The 18,504-nt window shown below is 67.4% G+C and carries 18 protein-coding genes; 8 read left to right on the top strand and 10 right to left on the bottom strand.

What is annotated here, in order from left to right:
- The first annotated feature begins 5 nt into the window (after positions 1-5).
- Entirely contained in the window at positions 6-626 is a 621-nt protein-coding gene (locus IHQ52_RS11065; protein ID WP_024497570.1) for a PIG-L deacetylase family protein, read from the top strand.
- 333 nt (positions 627-959) lie between these two features.
- Here IHQ52_RS11065 and IHQ52_RS11060 read toward each other — a convergent pair whose 3' ends face one another.
- Positions 960-2,687 carry a GAF domain-containing sensor histidine kinase gene (locus tag IHQ52_RS11060; protein WP_024497569.1) on the bottom strand — a complete coding sequence of 576 codons (1,728 nt, stop codon included), beginning with the start codon at positions 2,685-2,687 and terminating at the stop codon, positions 960-962.
- Between the two features lie 246 nt (positions 2,688-2,933).
- Here IHQ52_RS11060 and IHQ52_RS11055 point away from each other — a divergent pair, with 246 nt between their 5' ends.
- The 3 genes from IHQ52_RS11055 (at position 2,934) to IHQ52_RS11045 (ending at position 4,976) form a co-directional block, all read left to right on the top strand.
- Positions 2,934-3,581 (top strand): response regulator, encoded by a 648-nt coding sequence (locus tag IHQ52_RS11055; protein ID WP_006434419.1) that lies wholly within the window; start codon positions 2,934-2,936, stop codon positions 3,579-3,581.
- A 167-nt stretch (positions 3,582-3,748) separates the two neighbouring features.
- Entirely contained in the window at positions 3,749-4,615 is an 867-nt protein-coding gene (locus IHQ52_RS11050; protein ID WP_006434418.1) for a universal stress protein, read from the top strand.
- A gap of 154 nt (positions 4,616-4,769) precedes the next feature.
- Positions 4,770-4,976: a hypothetical protein gene (locus IHQ52_RS11045; protein WP_006434417.1), complete on the top strand. Its 207-nt coding sequence runs from the start codon at positions 4,770-4,772 to the stop codon at positions 4,974-4,976.
- Between the two features lie 18 nt (positions 4,977-4,994).
- Here IHQ52_RS11045 and IHQ52_RS11040 read toward each other — a convergent pair whose 3' ends face one another.
- From IHQ52_RS11040 to IHQ52_RS11020, 5 genes are all read right to left on the bottom strand, one after another.
- Positions 4,995-5,939 carry a L,D-transpeptidase family protein gene (locus tag IHQ52_RS11040; RefSeq protein ID WP_024497568.1) on the bottom strand — a complete coding sequence of 315 codons (945 nt, stop codon included), beginning with the start codon at positions 5,937-5,939 and terminating at the stop codon, positions 4,995-4,997.
- A gap of 571 nt (positions 5,940-6,510) precedes the next feature.
- On the bottom strand, positions 6,511-7,818 hold the full coding sequence (locus IHQ52_RS11035) for a PhoH family protein (protein ID WP_006434415.1): 1,308 nt from the start codon (positions 7,816-7,818) through the stop codon (positions 6,511-6,513).
- Positions 7,819-8,167: 349 nt separating this feature from the next.
- Positions 8,168-9,040 carry an acyl-ACP desaturase gene (locus IHQ52_RS11030; RefSeq protein WP_006434414.1) on the bottom strand — a complete coding sequence of 291 codons (873 nt, stop codon included), beginning with the start codon at positions 9,038-9,040 and terminating at the stop codon, positions 8,168-8,170.
- A gap of 59 nt (positions 9,041-9,099) precedes the next feature.
- On the bottom strand, positions 9,100-10,407 hold the full coding sequence (glyA, locus tag IHQ52_RS11025) for a serine hydroxymethyltransferase (RefSeq protein ID WP_024497567.1): 1,308 nt from the start codon (positions 10,405-10,407) through the stop codon (positions 9,100-9,102).
- Between the two features lie 34 nt (positions 10,408-10,441).
- Positions 10,442-11,662, bottom strand: coding sequence for a DUF885 domain-containing protein (locus IHQ52_RS11020; protein ID WP_096273711.1), 1,221 nt, complete (start codon positions 11,660-11,662; stop codon positions 10,442-10,444).
- 125 nt (positions 11,663-11,787) lie between these two features.
- On the opposite strand from IHQ52_RS11020, the gene coaA reads away from it, so the two are divergent.
- Positions 11,788-12,729, top strand: a complete 942-nt coding sequence (gene coaA, locus IHQ52_RS11015; RefSeq protein ID WP_006434411.1) for a type I pantothenate kinase — start codon at positions 11,788-11,790, stop codon at positions 12,727-12,729.
- On the opposite strand, the gene IHQ52_RS11010 is transcribed toward coaA, so the two are convergent.
- Positions 12,701-12,871 carry a hypothetical protein gene (locus tag IHQ52_RS11010; RefSeq protein WP_157228250.1) on the bottom strand — a complete coding sequence of 57 codons (171 nt, stop codon included), beginning with the start codon at positions 12,869-12,871 and terminating at the stop codon, positions 12,701-12,703. The genes coaA and IHQ52_RS11010 overlap by 29 nt on opposite strands.
- A gap of 27 nt (positions 12,872-12,898) precedes the next feature.
- Here IHQ52_RS11010 and IHQ52_RS11005 point away from each other — a divergent pair, with 27 nt between their 5' ends.
- A complete protein-coding gene (locus tag IHQ52_RS11005; protein WP_006434410.1) occupies positions 12,899-14,062 on the top strand; it encodes an acyl-CoA dehydrogenase family protein in 1,164 nt (387 codons plus the stop codon).
- A 2-nt stretch (positions 14,063-14,064) separates the two neighbouring features.
- Here the strand turns inward: IHQ52_RS11005 and IHQ52_RS11000 are convergent, their stop codons facing one another.
- Both IHQ52_RS11000 and IHQ52_RS10995 read right to left on the bottom strand, forming a co-directional pair.
- Positions 14,065-14,553 (bottom strand): carboxymuconolactone decarboxylase family protein, encoded by a 489-nt coding sequence (locus IHQ52_RS11000; protein ID WP_024497565.1) that lies wholly within the window; start codon positions 14,551-14,553, stop codon positions 14,065-14,067.
- The gene (locus IHQ52_RS10995) at positions 14,550-15,344 is read right to left on the bottom strand and encodes an SDR family oxidoreductase (RefSeq protein WP_024497564.1); all 795 of its coding nucleotides are present in this window, start codon (positions 15,342-15,344) and stop codon (positions 14,550-14,552) included. Before IHQ52_RS10995 ends, IHQ52_RS11000 begins: the two co-directional genes overlap by 4 nt.
- 96 nt (positions 15,345-15,440) lie before the next feature.
- Here IHQ52_RS10995 and pdxR point away from each other — a divergent pair, with 96 nt between their 5' ends.
- Positions 15,441-16,955, top strand: a complete 1,515-nt coding sequence (gene pdxR, locus IHQ52_RS10990) for a MocR-like pyridoxine biosynthesis transcription factor PdxR (RefSeq protein ID WP_096273709.1) — start codon at positions 15,441-15,443, stop codon at positions 16,953-16,955.
- Here the strand turns inward: pdxR and IHQ52_RS10985 are convergent.
- Entirely contained in the window at positions 16,914-17,696 is a 783-nt protein-coding gene (locus IHQ52_RS10985) for an isoprenyl transferase (RefSeq protein ID WP_024497562.1), read from the bottom strand. The two genes, pdxR and IHQ52_RS10985, sit on opposite strands and share 42 nt — an antisense overlap.
- A gap of 115 nt (positions 17,697-17,811) precedes the next feature.
- Between IHQ52_RS10985 and trhA the strand changes: the two genes are divergently transcribed.
- Positions 17,812-18,486, top strand: a complete 675-nt coding sequence (gene trhA, locus IHQ52_RS10980; protein WP_024497561.1) for a PAQR family membrane homeostasis protein TrhA — start codon at positions 17,812-17,814, stop codon at positions 18,484-18,486.
- Positions 18,487-18,504 lie beyond the last annotated feature (18 nt).

Genomic DNA, 18,504 nt, shown 5'->3' with positions numbered 1-18,504 from the left:
ACGGGATGGCGGCAGCGGTCGCGCGATGGACCGGCGAGGGCAGGCGGGTGGTCTACGCGCTCGCCTCCAGCGGCGAGCGCGGCATCGAGGGAATGTCACCGGCCGAATGCGGCCCGCTGCGCGAAGCCGAACAGCGCGCCTCCGCGTCGATCGTCGGCGTCGACGAGGTGGAGTTCTGGGGCTTCCCCGACAGCGACATCCGTAACACCCGCGAACTCCGGGCGAAGATCACCGAGACCATCGAACGCATTGCGCCGCAGGTGATCCTGTCATTGTACGGGGGTCCCGAATGGGCCCCCGGCCAGCCGAATCAACGCGATCACATGGAGTTCGCCGCGGCCGTGCTCGACTCCTACGACGCCCTGGTCGCGGCCGGATACGACGAGGTGCCCGCGTGGTTGTTCGAGAACGGTCCGGCCGCAACGCATGCGGTCGACGTCGACGAGCAGTTCGAGGTCGCCGTCCGGTCGCTCGCCGCGCACGACCGCTACCTGTCGGTCCTCGACCCGGACACCCCTGTCCTCGATCAGGCACGCGCCCAGATCGACCGGGCGACCGCGCCGCGGGACGGTGCCGACGGTGTGCGCACGGCGGGCTTCGAGCTCAAACGACCCATCAACATGTGACCTTCGGCCTCTCGCGAAAAGTTCGCCACCAGGAGAAAGTGTGAGGGTCAGTCTCTCGAACCCCCGAGAGTCTCCTCCAAGTACGTAGGAGGTGACCGGTCAGCACTCTCACCGGTGTTCTCGTCGCATTCCTCGCAGCCTTCGCCGTCTGCGCTCTCGTCGGGCTATCCATCTGGCTCGTCGTTCTCTTCGGCCTCCTGTCGGGAGTGCAGGCCGTGGCATGGGTGACCGAGCGGACGTCGGCCTGGCGATTGCCGGCCGACCACGACACCGGTCCGTGGGCCGGCCCCACCACCTGACCCGACGCGACGTGACACGACGCGACGACGCGAACTAGAGCGGAACAGTCCACCGCATGGACAACCCGTGGCCGGCCCCGGGTGTCGTCAGCGCGAAGGTCCCGCCCAGTTCCTCGGCTCGGAGCCGCATGTTGGTCAGCCCGCTCGGAGTGACGTCCTCATCTAGCCCGACCCCGTCGTCGGTGACCTCCACGGCCAGGTCGTCGGCGACCGAGATCGCGACCGTCAACGTCGTGGCGTGGGCGTACCGGACCGCATTGCTCAACGCCTCGCGGACCACCGCGATCACCTGGTCGGCGAGTCGCGGCTCGACGATCGACAGCGGTCCCGCCATCCGCACATGGGTCTGTATCGGCAGATCGTCGACCTGCTGATCGATCGTCTCCTGCACGCGTTGACGGAGACGTGTGGTCTCGGATTCTTCCGCCTGCAGATCGAAGATCGTCGAGCGCACGTCCTGCACGATGTCCTGCAGATTGTTGATGGATCGCGTCAGCCGGGCCCGGATCTCGGGTGACTGAGTGCGCTGCAGCGTCGCCTGTAGCGTCAGCCCCTCGGCGAAGATCCGCTGGATCACGTGATCGTGCAGGTCGCGCGCGATTCGTTCGCGATCCTCCAGCACCCGCATCTGCTGGGTCTGGTTCGCCGCGCTGGCCAGCTGGAGTGCCAGGGCCGCCTGATCGGCGAAGTCCGCGCTCAGGCTCAGCAGGTCCTCTGCGAACGCGTCGCGTCCCTTGGACCGCACGGCGATCAGCACTCCACGGGTCGACTCCACCGTGCGCAGCGGGGCGACCATGACCGGACCGTGCCATGCCGAGGAGTGCCCGGAGATGTCGTACTCGAGTTGGTCACGCAGAACCGGCCGGCGTCGCCGGAAAGCGTCGCCGGAGGTCGAGCCCCTGGTGGGCACGGTCCGCCCGCGAAAGACATCGGCGTCGATGCCCTCGGCGACCGTGACGACGAGTTCTTCCACTAGTTCGGGCGGCATCTCGTGGTCGTGGGGTTCGGCGATGCAGACCAGGTCGGCGTCGGCCAGGGTGAGCACCTTGCGGGCAATCGCCTCGAGGACCTCCTGGTTGTCGGCACCCGTCAGCAGCTCCGCGATGATGTCCCGATTCGCCTCGATCCAGGCGAGCTGTGTCTGCGCCTGCTCGTAGAGCCGGGCGTTCTCGATGGCGATGCCCGCCGCCGCCGCCAGTGCCTGGATGACGAGTTCGTTGTCCTCGGTGAACAGTGCACCGTTCTTCTTCTCGGTCAGGAACAGGTTGCCGAAGATCTCGTCACGTACCCGGATCGGGGCGCCCAGGAAGGTGGTCATCTGCGGATGATTCGGCGGGAAACCTACCGCCGCGGGGTGCTCGGAGAGGTCGTCGAGCCGCAACACCCGCGGGTCGTCGATGAGCAGGCCCAACACGCCGCGTCCCGTCGGCAGGTCTCCGATCTCGGTGCGGACCTCCTCGCTGATGCCCTGGGCGAGGAAAGCCGAGAGGTCGTATCCGCTGCCGAGAACGCCGAGCGCGCCGTACTCGGCGTCGACCAAGCGGATTCCGGCGGCGACGATCGACTCGAGAGTGGTCTCCAGATCGAGTTCGGAACTCACCGACAGCATGGCTTCGAGCAGACCGTCGATGCGGTCTCGAACATCGGCGATCTGCGTGATCCGGTCGCCGACCTTACCGAGGAGCTCACGCAATCGCTTCTGCGACGGCGCATTCTGTAGTTCGATAGACCTCGCGCCACGTTCCGGGAATTCGCGGACCATATTCTGGATGATACACCCTGCGGTCCGTCGAGTATTCGGTTGAATAATTCTCGACAAATGACTTCGAAGCCCTCGATCAGTAAGTCCCGCACCGCAATTGGATATTCCGCGAACCGTCGCATCAGTGGTGAAACGGACATTCCGGATATGTGCGAATCTGCCGGTCCGGGCAATCCGGGTGAAACACGTCTGGGGTCGTCCTACAATTCGTCTCAGCGGCACCCGCGCCGGAGGGAGGTGTGGCCGATGATCTCGGTTTTCCTCGTCGATGACCACGAGATCGTCCGACGGGGCCTCGTCGAACTCCTGGACCACGAGGACGACGTCCGGGTGGTCGGCGAGGCCGCGACCTGCGCGCAGGCGCTCGCCCGCGTCCCCACCGTGAAACCCGATGTGGCCGTCCTCGACGTCCGCCTGCCGGACGGCAACGGGATCGAACTGTGTCGCGAGCTGCTCAGCCGCGTCGACGGCCTGCGCTGCCTCATCCTGACCTCGATGACCGACGACGAGGCCATGATGGACGCGATCCTTGCCGGCGCCAGCGGGTACGTCATCAAGGACATCACCGGCATGGAGCTGGCACGTGCCATCACCGACGTCGGCGCCGGCCGTTCACTGCTCGACAACCGCGCTGCCGCGGCCCTCATGGACCGGTTGCGCACCCAGCGCGAGAAAGAGAAGAAGCCCGGCGACGCATTGAGCGAGCAGGAGAGCACTCTGCTCGCCCTCCTCGGCGAGGGGCTGACCAATCGGCAGATCGCCGCGCGGATGCACCTTGCGGAGAAGACCGTGAAGAACTACGTCTCCCGGCTGCTCGGCAAACTCGGCATGGAACGCCGTACGCAGGCAGCGGTGTACGCGGCGAAAGTGGCGCAGCGGGGCAACGGCCGCTGAGCTCCACGCTCATACCCCGCCACCTCGAGCGCAAACGTGTCATTGGTCCCCATTCTGGGGACTCTTTACCCGATGACTCGCCCCCCGCCGAGGTCTGTACTGGAGAACGGAAGCCAATGCCGGGACACCCCGGCGCTCGGTGCGTGACCTCCAGAGGGGACAGCCGTGTGACCGCGTCCAGATTCACCGACGGGCCCGTTGTCGTCGGCATCGACGGTTCCGCCACCGCACGCGCGGCGGCACGCTGGGCCGCACGCGACGCCGCTCTCCACCGGTCCGAGATCGAGATGATCGCCTCGGCGAACCTGTCGGCCGACGAGCCGCACGTCCTCGATCCGCTTCGGGACCGGTTCGAACGTGCGCTGGCGGAGGCCCGCCGGGTCGTCGAGGATTCGACGGACACCCCCGACCCGTTGAAGATCACGACCCAGGTGGTCGACTCCCCGCCGATCGCCGCCCTGCTCGACGCATCGGATCGGGCGCGGTTGGTCGTCGTGGGCAACCGCGGGCACATGGCCGGACATCGGGTGGTTCTCGGGTCGGTGACCATCGCCCTCGCCGAGTACTGCAGATGCCCGTTGACGGTCGTCCGGGACACCGCAGCGCATTGGTCTCAGGCGAACGTCGTGGTCGGCACCGACGGTTCCCCGGGCGGACGGCGCGCGGTCAGCGCCGCATTCGCCGCCGCTGCCCTGCGCAGCGTGCCGGTCACAGTCGTCCACGCCTGGTGCGACGCCGACATGTCCGTGCCGTGCACGGTGTCCGACTGGCCGACCCATCGGAGCCGAGCCGACGCCTGGCTCGATGATGAACTGGCCGAGGTACGCCGCCGATATCCCCAGGTCACCATCCGCTGCGCGGTAACCCGGGACCGTCCCGCACGCGCACTTCTCGACCACGCCCAAGCAGCCCAACTGCTCGTCGTGGGCGCCTGCGGCCGCGGCGGATTCGCCGGCATGAGACTCGGCTCGACGAGCCTGTCGGTCCTGCGATCCGCGCGGTGCCCGGTGATGGTCGTACCCCACGACCGCTGAGCCGCGGCCGCGGATCGGCCAACCATGTGCCATTCGGCCCTGTGAGACCCACATCACATCCGGTGACACTGAGGTGGTCGTTCGTCCAAGTCGCGAGTCCGCCGACGACGCGACGACAGGGCCCGAATCGAAACCCAGCCACAGAGGTCCCGTCATGACAGTCATATCCCCGTTGGCCGCCGAAACCGAGGGTTCGGCCGACCGGTACTGCGACAGCTGCGGACGCAGCTTCGTCACACGATCGCCGTTGTCCCAGGCCGACCGGGACGACTGGGCCAGGGTCAACGGCTGGCACATCGGGGCCGACGAGACCTTCTGCCCTGCCTGCCGGCAGGCGCGCCTCGAGATCAGCGATCCGTGAGATCCGGCGGCGGTGTCTTCAGCCGCCGAGCCCGGCGCCGAGACCCAAGAGGGATGGCACCGCGCCGACCAGCTGCGACAGCAGGCCGGTCAGCTCATCGGAGGCAGGAAGGTCGGGAGTCGACGGCGTGGCACCCGGAGTTGTTTGAGGGGTTGCTCCGGGCGCCTCGCCGGTCGGCGCACCCTGGTTCACGCCGATCGTGATCTTCGGATTCTTCGCCGGGTCGAGCCAGACGAGGATCTTCTTCATCAGCTCGCGTTCGATGGCGACGCAGCCCATCGTCGGTTCGTTGTTGGTCACGTGCAGGAACATCGCCGACGCCTTGCCGGGCGTGCGCTGCGGGTTGTGCGCGATGTTGACGGCGTAGTCGTAGACCGGACCCGAGTTGTACAGGTTCTCGCTGTCACCGCCGGGGCTCTGCGCCTGACGCACGTGGGTGTTGTAGGTCGGTGACTTGGGATCGGAATCCCACCAGTCCTGCTGATCGACCTTGATGTAGGGCATTTTGGTACCCGGGTTCTGCTGACGACCGAACGCCTGGTCGAGCGGGAACGTGCCCTGCGGCGTGCGGGGCACGTTGTCCTGCGGTTCCCCCATGCCCAGGGAACCGAGGAAGGCCTTGCCGGGCCCGAGAACCGGCTTCCAGCTGCCGTCGGCGCCCTTTTCGAAGGCCGTGAGGGTGGCAGTCGTGTCCGACGCCTTGGGCGCGGTCACCACGATCATCTGGCCGGTCGCCCCGCCGGCACGCTCGACGCCGCCGGGCGCATCTGCGGAACCGCTGTCACCGGACAGCTGGTCGAGCACGTCGTCGAGCACCGGGATGCCCAGTCCCGTCGCCGCTCCCGGTCCCGTCGGACTCCCCGGAGTGGTCGGGGTGGTCGGCTCCGGCTCGGCGAAGGCCTGACCTGCGCCACCGGCACACGCGGCGAGCACCGCTATCACCAATAGTCCCAGAAGTCTCATTCGCCTCATCAGTAACTTCAGCACCACACCAGTGTGACAGTGCGCAAGATCTCATGAGTCACGTGATGGTCACGGTGCAATGAGGATCAGATCAAGCATCCCGACCTCCGACCTCATTCCGACCGCCGAGACGGCTGTCGATTCTCGATGGAAAATCAACGATGATCCATTGCTCGCCGCGCAGGACAATGCGTCGGAAGACCAATTGTTCAACACGTCCCGGGTAATTCACCGAGCTTTCCTTTGCAGGAACGAAACAAAATCGTTAGCGTCGGAAATGGCGAAAGTCGATCAGCGACATCGCCGATCGGAACACCACCGACAAAGGAGAAACAATGGGTTCCCTCGAGAACATCGAAGTTGTGACAGCCCTCATCGATCTGCTCAAGGCGCTCAGCGGCGTCGACGGCGGCGCAGCCTGATCGCGTCCGAGAGACCGGTCCGCCACTGAGGTTCGCAGCGTGACAACGCCGAACACAGCGGTGGACCAGACGGAAGGCCGCGCCGATTCCCTCCCCTCAGCGAATCGTCGCGGCCTTCCTTCTTTTCACAGCCGATTGTCGCCCGCTCGCTACGCTCCCGGCGCGGACGGCCCGAACTCCTCCAGCATTTCCGTCACCAGCGCTGCAATCGGCGACCGTTCGCTACGGGTGAGCGTGATGTGCGCGAAGAGCGGATGCCCCTTCAGCTTCTCGATGACCGCGGCCACGCCGTCATGCCGGCCCACTCGAAGATTGTCGCGTTGCGCGACGTCGTGGGTGAGCACCACGCGCGATCCCGATCCCAGTCGCGACAGCACCGTCAGCAGGACGTTGCGTTCCAGCGACTGTGCCTCGTCGACGATGACGAACGAATCGTGCAGTGACCGACCACGGATGTGCGTCAGCGGCAGCACCTCCAGCATCCCGCGGCTCAGCACCTCCTCGATGACCTCCGGTGAGGCGAGCCCCTCCAGGGTGTCGAACACCGCCTGTGCCCACGGACCCATCTTCTCGGCCTCACCACCCGGGAGGTAGCCGAGTTGCTGGCCGCCGACCGCGTACAGCGGCCGGAACACCACCACCTTGCGCTGGGTCCGGCGTTCCAGGACCGCCTCGAGACCGGCGCACAGTGCCAGCGCCGACTTGCCTGTCCCCGCCTTTCCGCCGAGCGAGACGATGCCGACGCTGTCGTCGAGGAGCAGGTCGAGGGCGACGCGCTGTTCCGCGGAACGCCCGTGCAGGCCGAACGCCTCCCGGTCTCCCCGCACCAGCTGCACGCGCTTGTCCGGATTGACGCGACCGAGGGCACTCGACGACGGACTGAGAAGGCGGATGCCGGTGTGGCAGGGCAGCTCCCTGGCCTCGTCGAGGTCGATGACGCCGTCGGCGAACAGCGCGTCGATCGTCGAGGTCTCGACGTCGAGTTCGGTCATCCCCGACCACCCGGAGACCACCACGTCCTGTGCGTGGTACTCGTCCGCGGCCAGACCGACCGCGCCGGCCTTCACCCGGAGCGGCGTGTCCTTGGACACGAGGGTGACGTCCTTGCCCTCGGCACGCAGGTTCAGCGCACAGGCCAGAATCCGGGAATCGTTGCTGTCGGTGCGGAAACCGGCCGGCAGGACGGCCGGATCGGTGTGGTTGAGCTCCACCTGGAGGGTGCCGCCCTCATCGCCGATCTCGATCGGCAGATCGAGCCGGCCGTGTGCCAGCCGCAGGTCGTCGAGCATGCGCAACGCCTCACGTGCGAACCAGCCGAGCTCGTGGTGGTGACGTTTGCCCTCGAGTTCGCTGATGACCACCAGTGGCAACACCACTGAGTGCTCCGCGAAGCGCATGACCGCCCAGGGGTCGGACAGCAGCACGGAAGTGTCGAGGACGTAGGTGCGTGTGGTCACGTGGGGCTCCTACGTTCATGCGGCGCCCGCACAAACCAGTTCTCGCAGTTGACCGGCCGGTCGAAGTCCGTTGCCCTCGGCGTCAGCCGAGGTGGACGAGGACCGGGGCCGGCCCCCTCGCGTTGCTGCTGCAATCCACGAATCGAACCTCCCGGACGAACCGCTTCCCCGCGGTCCGTACTCGACAACGTACGCGTTGGATTCTCGAGCGGCGCGCCCGAATCAGGTGTGTCGGCGTGAATTTCGCGTTAACCGCAGTATCGTCTGCTCCAGGGACGCAAACGGCGCCACCAGGACATTCGTCGTCCTGATGGCGCCGTGCGCGAGTTCTGGGAGCGGTGGGCCGCGTCTAGCCGCGAGCGCGCGAGAGGATGCGCTGGCGCGCCGCCTCGGCCTCCTCGCCCAGCCCCTCCACGGAGTCGAGCTTGACCGCGTCGGCGAGGGTGGCGGCGATGTCCCGCCAGGTGTCGGAGTTCTCGTAGTCGGCGATCAGTGCGCGCTCGGCCTCGAAATCATCGATGTCGTGACCGATGGCCTCGGCCCGGCCCACCGCCAGCGCGGAGTCGATCGCGATGACGGTGGCGTCCTGATCGGCGACGATGCCGGCGTTGAGGAACGCACCGAAGGTGTTGGCCTGCTGCTGGTCGTCGGCCGAGATCTTGGCGAGGATCTGCACCAGGACGTCGTCGGCGGCGACCGCCGACATCCGCTTGATGAAGCTGACGCACTGGTTCTCGTGCACGGCCATCAATGCGAGCACATCCAGCGGGCCGAGCGGATCGACCTGCTCCGGGGTCTGCCGGTAGCCCTTGGTGACGTGGACGAGTCGCCGGTCCTCGGCGTCCACCGGGTCGATCGCGCGGCGCACGACGAGGTAGTCGCGCAGCACGATGGAGTGCCTGTTGTCCTCCGCGGTCCACACGCCGATCAGCTGACGCCATTCGGAGAAGGCCGGGAAGTGCTTCGCCAGCACGCGGTGGTAGGACGGCAGGTTGTCCTTGGTGAGGAGGAGCGCCAGCAGCCCGGCACGTGCCTCGTCGGACAGCGTGGCCTGCGACGGGTCGAAGTCGTCTCCGCCGAGAAACGCGAAGTTGCGTCCGTCGTCCCACGGCACCCAGTCGTGCGGGTTCCACGGGCTGGCGGCCGACTGGTGGTCTTCCGCGATCTCGGGAAGAGCCTTCTCGAGCGCGATGATCAGGTCGTCTTCAGTGAGTGCGTTCATCGCTGCAAGGATACGGAGCCCGCTCGAAGGTGGGCAATCCAGGTCAGATCCGAGCCGAGTCAGATCCGACTCATCAGCCCCCACTCCTCGAGTCCCTCGTAGAGCGGGAAGTCGAGGGCGAGCTTCGAGACACGGCCGCGCAGCGTCGAGACGTCGGCCGACGAACCGGCGGCGAGCGCCGTGGCGATGATGTCGGCGACCTCGACGAACTGCTCGTCGCCGAAGCCACGGGTGGCCAGCGCGGGCGTTCCGATGCGAAGACCCGAGGTGACCATCGGCGGGCGCGGGTCGAACGGCACCGCATTGCGGTTGACGGTGATGCCGACCTGGTGGAGCAGATCCTCGGCCTGCTGTCCGTCGAGGTCGCTGTTGCGCAGGTCGACGAGCACGAGATGGACATCGGTGCCGCCGGTCAGGACCGACACGCCTGCCTTGGCGACGTCTTCACCGGTGAGGCGGTCGGCGAGGAGCTTCGCACCGGAGAGGGTGCGACGCTGACGGTCGGCGAATTCCTCGGTGCCGGCGATCTTCAGTGCGACGGCCTTGCCGGCGATCGCATGCATGAGTGGCCCACCCTGCTGGCCGGGGAACACCGCCGAGTTGAGCTTCTTGGCCCATTCCTGCTTGGCGAGGATGATGCCGGAGCGGGGGCCGCCGAGTGTCTTGTGCACGGTCGAGCTGACGACGTCGGCGTGCGGGACCGGCGACGGGTGCAGACCGGCGGCGACGAGTCCGGCGAAGTGCGCCATGTCGACCCAGAGGTGGGCGCCGACCTCGTCGGCGATCGAGCGGAACGCCTCGAAGTCGAGGGTGCGCGGGTAGGCGGACCAGCCGGCGACGATGACCTTCGGCTTGACGTCGAGGGCGATCTTGCGCACCTCGTCCATGTCGATGCGGAAGTCCTCCTTGCTCACGCCGTAGAAGGCGTTCTCGTAGAGCTTGCCGGAGAAGTTGAGTCGCATGCCGTGCGTGAGGTGACCGCCGTGGGCGAGGTCGAGACCGAGCATGGTCTCCCCCGGCTCCATCAGGGCCTGCAGCACGGCCGCGTTGGCCTGCGCACCCGAGTGGGGCTGGGCGTTGGCGAAGTCGGCGCCGAACAGTTCCTTGGCACGGTTGCGGGCGATGTCCTCGACCACGTCGACGTACTCACAGCCGCCGTAGTAGCGGCGTCCCGGGTAACCCTCGGCGTACTTGTTGGTGAGCACGCTGCCCTGCGCCTGCAGCACCGCGCGCGGCACGAAGTTCTCCGAGGCGATCATCTCGAGAGTGTCCCGCTGACGGCTGAGTTCGCCGTTCATCGCGGCGGCGACGTCGGGGTCGAGCTCCGCCAGGGACATCGAGTTCACGGATGACGAGTTCGCGGTCATGTCGTCAAGTCTAGGGAGCCCCCCTACTCATCCCCTAACCCGGCACCAGCTCACGCCGCAGGCTCGCCGGGATGAGAGGTTCGTCGAGCAACCGCCCGAAGGCCGCGGCGCGGTCGCCGGCGGCGTCGAGCCAGCTCTCGAGCAGCTGGTAACCCTCGACGTAGGTGCTGATGTATGCACGCCACAGCGGCGAGGTGAGGAACCGCAGCATCTGGCGGGTCCGCTCGGGCGGCGCGAGCAACCACGTCTGGAGGAAGTCGGCCACGGAGTCGGCGCCGGCGTGCTGGTCGTGCAGCATCAGGGCCGCATCCTGTCGGACGGTCAGGAGTTCGGAGGTGGCGCGTCCGATGCGCATCGCCCGGTCGGCGTCGAAGCGCAGACCGAGGTCGGCGTAGATCTCCTGTGCCCAGAACCCCCAGTCCTTGCCCATGATGGCGGTCAGGGCGTGGTCGGCGAGTCCCTCGGCCATGAGGCACTGCGGGGTGTTGACGAGGAAGATCGACTGCTCGTACTGGCCGGCGCCGACGAGCAACTGTTCCTTGCGGCAGTGCTCGGTGTGGTGGCCGGGGTAGGCCTCGTGAGCGATCAGGTGCGGAAGCGACGACATGTGCTGCGTGAGGTCGACGTTGATCGCGACCCGGGACCGGTAGTCGCCGAGGTAGTAGTTGAACCCCGACCACGGTTTGTCGGTGACGACCTCGAAGTCGACGATCTCGTTGTCCGGCAACGGGTATTGCGCGCGTACACGTTCCCGGAGGGCACCACTGAACGCCCGGACGCATTCGTCGACCTTCTCGGCGGGGATCTCGTCGGCACGACGATGCGCGGCGTAGGCGTCGCGCAGCTCGGTACCGGTGGCGTCGCCGATGCCGAGCGCCTCGGCCAGTTCCGTGTGGGCCTGCCGGTAACGGTCGGCGTCGGCGAGGGCGATGTCGACGTCGAAATAGGCGCTGACCTCGTCGACGAACGAGACGTCGTCGCCGGCGAACTTGCGCGCCGAGCATTCGAGCGCGCGCAGGTGGGCACCGATGAATTCCGCCCGGTCCGCGGGGAGATCACCGGGGAGGTCGGCGCGCAGGGCTCGCGCCTGTGCGGCCAGTTGCGCCGGGTCGGGTGCGGGTCCGTTGGCGATCTCGGCGCGCACCGCCGGGTCGCCGGTGAACGCGTCGACGAAGCCTTCTTCGAGCCGATCGAACGCCAGCCCCAGCCGCAGGTAGGCGGTGACGAGGTCGGGGTTCGCGTGGTCGGCCGGCATACCGGCACGTTACCGCGAGCAGACTCACCGCGTGGACCCACCGCGTCGCAGCCAGGGGTGGGCCCTAAGCTGTTACGCATGACGACCCGGGCAGCCGCGCGTACCACGACCCCGGAGCAGCGCTGATGGCTCGCAATGCCAGTGATCGGGACCCCAGCCTGTACCTGGAACTCGACCGCCGGCAGTGGCGCGAACTGCGTGAGTCGATGCCCCTCGTGTTGAACGAGTCCGAGCTCGCCGAGCTCGTGGGTCTCGGTGAGCAGATCGACCTCGACGAGGTCGCCGACGTCTACCTTCCCCTGTCACGTCTGATCCATCTGCAAGTCGCTGCGCGCCAACGACTGTTCGCGGCCACCTCGACCTTCCTCGGCGAACGCCAGGTCAACCGGCAGGTCCCGTTCGTCATCGGCATCGCGGGCAGTGTCGCCGTCGGCAAGTCGACGACCGCGCGCGTGCTCGCGGCCCTGCTCGCCCGGTGGGAGTCACATCCGAAGGTCGACCTCATCACCACCGACGGCTTCCTGCTCCCGACGGCGGAGATGCAGCGTCGAGGCATCTTGCACCGCAAGGGTTTTCCCGAATCTTACGACCGGCGCGCGCTGCTCAGGTTCGTGACCGAGGTGAAGTCGGGTGCTCGCGAGGTCGCCGCGCCGGTGTACTCCCACCTCGCCTACGACATCGTGCCGAACGTCTATCACTATGTGCGGCAGCCCGACATCCTCATCCTCGAGGGGCTCAACGTCCTGCAGACCGGCCCGACCCTGATGGTGTCGGATCTCTTCGACTTCTCCATCTACGTCGACGCCAGGATCGAGGACATCGAGGAGTGGTACATCTCCCGGTTCCTGCAGATGCGGACCACCTCCTTCGCCAACCCGGACTCCCACTTCCACGCCTACGCCTCGCTCACCGACAAGCAGGCGACGGCCGCGGCCCGGGACCTGTGGACCTCCATCAACCGGCCGAACCTGATCGAGAACATCCTGCCCACCCGGCCACGGGCCTCGCTGGTCCTCCGCAAGGACGTCGACCACTCCATCAACCGGGTGCGCCTGCGGAAGCTGTGAGCATCAGGTCCACCAGTTCGGCGCTGTTGCGGCCGGCGGACGCCCGGTCCGCCTCGCTGTTGGACAGGTGCAGGGCACCGATACCCATCGCGAAGATCCAGGTCGCCCGGATCGATGCGGTCTTTCGGTCCAGGCCGCCCATCCTTTTTCGTATGTTACGTTTCGGCCCGTGGACACCCCGACATCCGGAACGGTCACGATCACCGACGAATTCATCGCCTCGCTGGCCGAGCGCGCCGGTCGCGCAGAGGATCTACGGCAACTGCCCGCCGAGACGATCCGGGACGCGACCGACTCCGGCCTGTTGGATCTGTTGATCCCCAAACGGTTCGGCGGACTCGAAGCCCCGTTCCCCGAGATCCTCGACCACGTCCGACGCCTGGCACACGGATGCACGTCGAGTGCCTGGACGCTGGGTTTCTACACGCTGCACGGCTGGATCACCGCACTGTTCGGCGAGGAGGCACAGAAGGAGGCGTTCGCCGATCGCCCATACCTCGCACCGGCACCGCTGGCGCCGACCGGCACCGCGGAGCCCCGGGGTGCCGGTTTCTCGGTATCCGGACGCTGGTCGTGGGCCACCGGGATCATGGCGGCCGACTGGGTGATGGTGGGCGCCATCGTCACCGGCGACCGACCGGACGCGATTCTCGCGCTGTTGCCGATCAGCGACGCACGAGTCGACGACGTCTGGCACACCGACGGCATGCGGGCGACCGGTTCGAACGACGTGGTGATCGAGAACGCCTTCGTACCCGCCCATGGCACCGTCCGGGTCCGGGATCTGTACGCAGGCAAGACACCTGGCGCATCGCTGCACGACAACCACTCGTATCGCTGGCCGATGGTGCCCGCCCTCGCCCTGCTGGCCGCGATGCCCGCACTGGGTACGGCCGAACGGGTCGCCGACATGTACGCAGCACGACTCTCCGAACGGGTCCTCGCTTACCAGATGGTCAAGCAGAAGGACAAGCCTGCGTCCCGAATTCGGCTGGGAGACGCGCGAATCCGACTACAGGCCCTCCGTGGTCTGCTCGCGGAGACCACCACGACCATCGACGGAAAGCTGGCTGCCGGAGAGACGGTCGACATCCGCACGCGTGCGCAGGCACGCCTCGCCGCAGCCCGGATCGTGAACGAGTCGAGAGCGGTGATCGGCACCCTGCTCGAGGCTTCGGGTGCCAGTGTGCACTTTCTCGACCACCCGATGCAGCGTGCACGCCGAGACGTCGACGTCCTGGCCGGTCACGTCGTCTTCGATTACGACGAGATCCGGGAGATCGCGGCATCTCTCGAGATCGGCATGGAGATCTCCCCGTTCGCCATGGTCTAGTGTCAGCCGGCGGTCACCGACGCACGCCGCTCGTCGAGCCCGGCCGGGTAGCCGCCGGCGATCGCGATCCGGTTCCAGGTGTTGATCATCGCGATCGCGGCCACGAGCTGCCCGGTCTCGACGGCGTCGAAATGCGCTCGCACGTCGTCGAATACGCCGTCGGTGACCTCACGGTCGCCGAGCAGTGTCAGCTGTTCGGCGAGCGCGAGGACCGCGCGTTCGCGTGCGTCGAAGACCGCCCCGGCCTCAGGCCATGCCGGAAGCATCAGCAACTTGTGCGGGTCGATCTGCGCGGCCAGCGCGTCCCCGGCGTGCATGTGCAAGCAGTAGGCGCAGCCGTTCAGCTGCGACACCCGCATCGAGATCAGCTCGCCGATCTCCGCGTCGACACCCGCCGACGACACCCGCTGCAGGGCGACCAGCGCCTTGTAGACGGCGGGATTGTCCCGCGGAATCCACATGCGTGTCGACGGGCGCGTGCGAACACTCATCGTGCGCTGCCCGCGGAAGCGTCGGCGCGGCGGGCCAGCCACTGCTCGAGTGTGGTCGGGGTGACCACGTCGGGGTTCGCCGGCACCAGTCCCCCGCCGCGGATCGCCGGCCCGCCGACAGGCGCCCCGAGAACCCAGCGTGGCGAGCCCCGCCTTGCCGCAACGGCTTTCGCCACCTCGACGAGACCCATCTCGGCGGGCCCGGCGACCTCGATCCTGCGGACCCCTCCCCCGTTCGCGGGGACAGGCGCCGCGGTTGCCGTGTCCGCGACCACCTTCGCCACATCCCCCGCGGCCGCGGGACGGCACCACATCTTCGGTACGACCGCGACGGGGCCGAAAGCCATTCTCCCCATCATCTGTTCGGCGAGTTCGAACCACTGCACCGAGGCCAGGATGGTCAGCGACGCCGGGTCGACGACATCGCGGTACGCGGCCTCCTGGGCCGCTTTGCCTTGGTAGTAACCGAATTTCGCGTTAACCGCCGGATCGTAGGCGTTGACGATGGAGACGACGACGACGTGCCCGACCGCGGCTGCGGCGGCGGCCCTGCCGATGTTGTGCGCCGTCGTCCGGAAGAAGTCGACGGCCTTCTTCGCACTCAGCGTCTCGAGGCTGAGGCAGTCGACCACCGTGTCGGCCCCGGACAGCGCCCCGGCCAGACCGTCACCGGTATAGGCATCGACCCCGGTCCCCCGGTTCGCCCGCACCACCTCATTGCCGCGCTCGGCGAGGATGTCCGCAACCCGGCTGCCCAGTTCTCCGCTAGCTCCGACCACCACGATCTTCATCTCGCCCTCCTCGCCGACATCGTCGGCCTCTGTGTCTGTTCACCTGTTCAGGACTTACGCTAGTTCGGGATTAGCACAAGAAAGTGGTCCAATCCGATGGAAGAAACCGGAGTCAATTCGAGCGTTACCCCTCCCGATCCCTGGGCGGAGGTCGCCGCGCGGCTCGGCGCCGACCTGTTTCTCGACCTGCAGCCGGACCCCGAGGCGAGTGCCCGCGGCCGGGGTGCGACGCTGCGTCGAACACTCACGGAGGCGTTGCGCTCGGCCATTCTCGACGGACGCCTGCCCGCCGGCACCGCACTGCCGCCCTATCGTTCACTTGCTGCCGACCTCGGACTGGCCCGCGGCACGGTGTCGACCGTGTATCAGGAGCTGATCGCCGAGGGCTGGCTGACCACTCGCCAGGGCTCGTCCACGCGAGTGGCCGACGGCGCGGCACACCCCGACACCGCCGTGAACCCCACCGACACCCAGATCGTCGGCGAGGAACCCGCGACGCCCCCCACTTTCCGATTCCCGCACGACTTCTCGCTCGGTCAACCGTGCGCGAGCATGTTCCCGCGGACCGACTGGATCCGCGCCACCCGTCGGGTACTCACCGATGTCGGCGACGAGGCCTTCGCTCCGTCACACCCGCAGGGCCGACCGGAACTCCGCCGCGCCCTGAGCGGATACCTGAGCCGCACCCGCGGTGTTCGTACGAGCGCCGACCGGATCGTGCTCGGCACCGCGGTACAGTCCGCACTGGAGTTGCTGTCGCGCAACGTTTTCGGAGACTCACTCGCGGTCGAGAGCCACGGCCTGCCCTTCCACTGGCAGGCGGTCGAGCGCGGCGGCACCCGGGTGATCCCGATCCCCGTCGACGACGAGGGCATGGTGATCGACGAACTCGAGCGCAGCGACGCCTCGGCGGTCCTGCTGTCCCCGAGCCATCAGTTCCCGACCGGGGTCGCCCTGTCCCCGGCACGACGCATGCAGGTCATCGAGTGGGCGCGTCGCACCGGTGCGATCATCGTCGAGGACGACTACGACGGCGAGTTCCGTTATGACCGTGACCCCGTCGGCGCACTGCAGGCGCTCGGTCCGGATGTCGTCATCCATGCGGGGTCGATGAGCAAGAGCCTCTCCCCTGCCGTCCGCGCCGGCTGGCTCGCCCTGCCACCGAGGCTGGTGGACATCGTGCTGGGCGCCAAAGGACTGCGTGAACCGGATGCGAGCATCGTCGATCAGCTGATCCTCGCGGACCTGATCGACTCCGGCGCCTACGACCGACACATCCGCCGGAGCCGGCAGTTCTATCGACAGCGCCGCGACGCACTCGTCGACGCGGTCAGCGCGAGCGGATTCGAGGTACCCGGGATCGCGGCCGGACTGCACGCGGTCGTCCCCGTCGGCCACGCGGACGAGCACACCCTGGTCCACCAGGCATTCGGACGCGGGATCGGTGTCGTCGGACTGTCGTTGTTCCGCCATCCCGACGCCGACCCGCTGCCCAACGGCGGTCTGGTCGTCGGATTCGGAACCCCCGCGGCGTCGACCTTCACGACCGACCTTCAGGCGCTGCGCGACCTACTTGCCGTATCGCCTGCTGCGCGCCGAGTAGTCCCGTAGCGCACGGAGGAAATCGACGCGGCGGAACTCGGGCCAGTATGCGTCGGTGAACCAGATCTCCGAATATGCGCTCTGCCACAACAGGAATCCCGACAGTCGCTGTTCTCCGGAGGTCCGGATCACCAGGTCGGGATCGGGCTGTCCCTTGGTGTAGAGGTTCGCGTCGATCGCCTCGACGGTGACCGCCTCGATCATCTCCTCCGGCGTCGCCCCGGCGGCACGCTGCTCGTCGAGCAGCGCTCGCACCGCGTCGACGATCTCCTGCCGGCCGCCGTACCCGACGGCGACGTTCACGTTCATGCCGTTCCGTTCGGAGGTGCGCTCGGCTGCCGCCCGCAGTCGCCGGCCGACGGCGTCCGGCAGGGCGTCGAGCGTGCCGACGATGCGGATGCACCAGTCCCCGTCCGGCGAGGAGATCTCGTCGACGATGTCGGGCACGATCTCCAGCAGTGCGTCGAGTTCGTCCGACGACCGGTTCAGGTTCTCGGTGGAGAGCAGATAGATGGTGACGGCCTCGATGCCCAGACCCGCACACCAGCCGAGCATGTCGGCGATCCGCTGGGCACCCACCCGATGTCCGTGGCTGACGTCCTCGAATCCGGCCTCGCGCGCCCAGCGCCGGTTGCCGTCGCAGATGATCGCGACATGCCGCGGTAGGCGTTGGGTGTCGAGGAGTTGGATGAGTCGACGTTCGTAGATGGTGAGAACTGGTCGGCGCACCCGATCCGGCAGCAGCTTCATCCTTCGCGGCCTCGTGTCACGTGGGACACCTTACGCGTCGGGGTGCGAGCAGGATGACCCCGCCGACGTCCACAACCATCCCTACACACGAGTAACTTACGGTACCGTAGGTTTTGTGAACACACTGCCGAGCCCACCCCTGGACGTGAACGATCGCCCCCGTCTTCGCGGCGTGATCCACCACTACTCCTCGTATGTGGCAGCGGTCGCCGGCCTCGCGCTGGTCATCGGGGCCGCAATCCTCGACGGTGCCGTCGCCGCGCTGACATGCGCGGTGTACGCCGTCACCGTGGTCGGGCTCTTCACCGTCAGTGCCACCTACCACCGAATCCCGTGGAAGACGGCGCGGGCGCGCATCCGGATGAAGCGCGCCGATCACGCGATGATCTTTCTGTTCATCGCCGGCACCTACACACCGTTCTGTGCCCTCGGACTACCGTCCCCGGTCAGCTGGTGGGTGCTCGGCATCGTGTGGACGGGCGCGCTCGGCGGATCGCTGCTGAAGATCCTGTGGCCGGGCGCTCCCCGCTGGCTGGGCGTCACGCTCTACATCCTGCTCGGCTGGGTGATCGTCGTGGTCGCTCCCGCACTCGTCGCCCAGACGGGCTACCTCGTCATGATCCTGCTGGCACTCGGCGGAGTGCTCTACAGTCTCGGCGGCGTGCTGTACGCCGCCCGCTGGCCCGACCCGTGGCCGCGCACGTTCGGCCACCACGAGGTCTTCCACCTCTGCACCGCGGTTGCCGCGATACTGCACTACGCCGCTGCCTGGCTGGTCGTCGCGGGATAAGAACCTCCGGCTATGATC

This window comes from Gordonia amicalis (assembly GCF_022059885.1).
Classification (GTDB): domain Bacteria; phylum Actinomycetota; class Actinomycetes; order Mycobacteriales; family Mycobacteriaceae; genus Gordonia; species Gordonia amicalis.
Note: the sequence above shows the minus strand (reverse complement) of the source record. Positions and strands in the feature narration are given on the sequence as shown.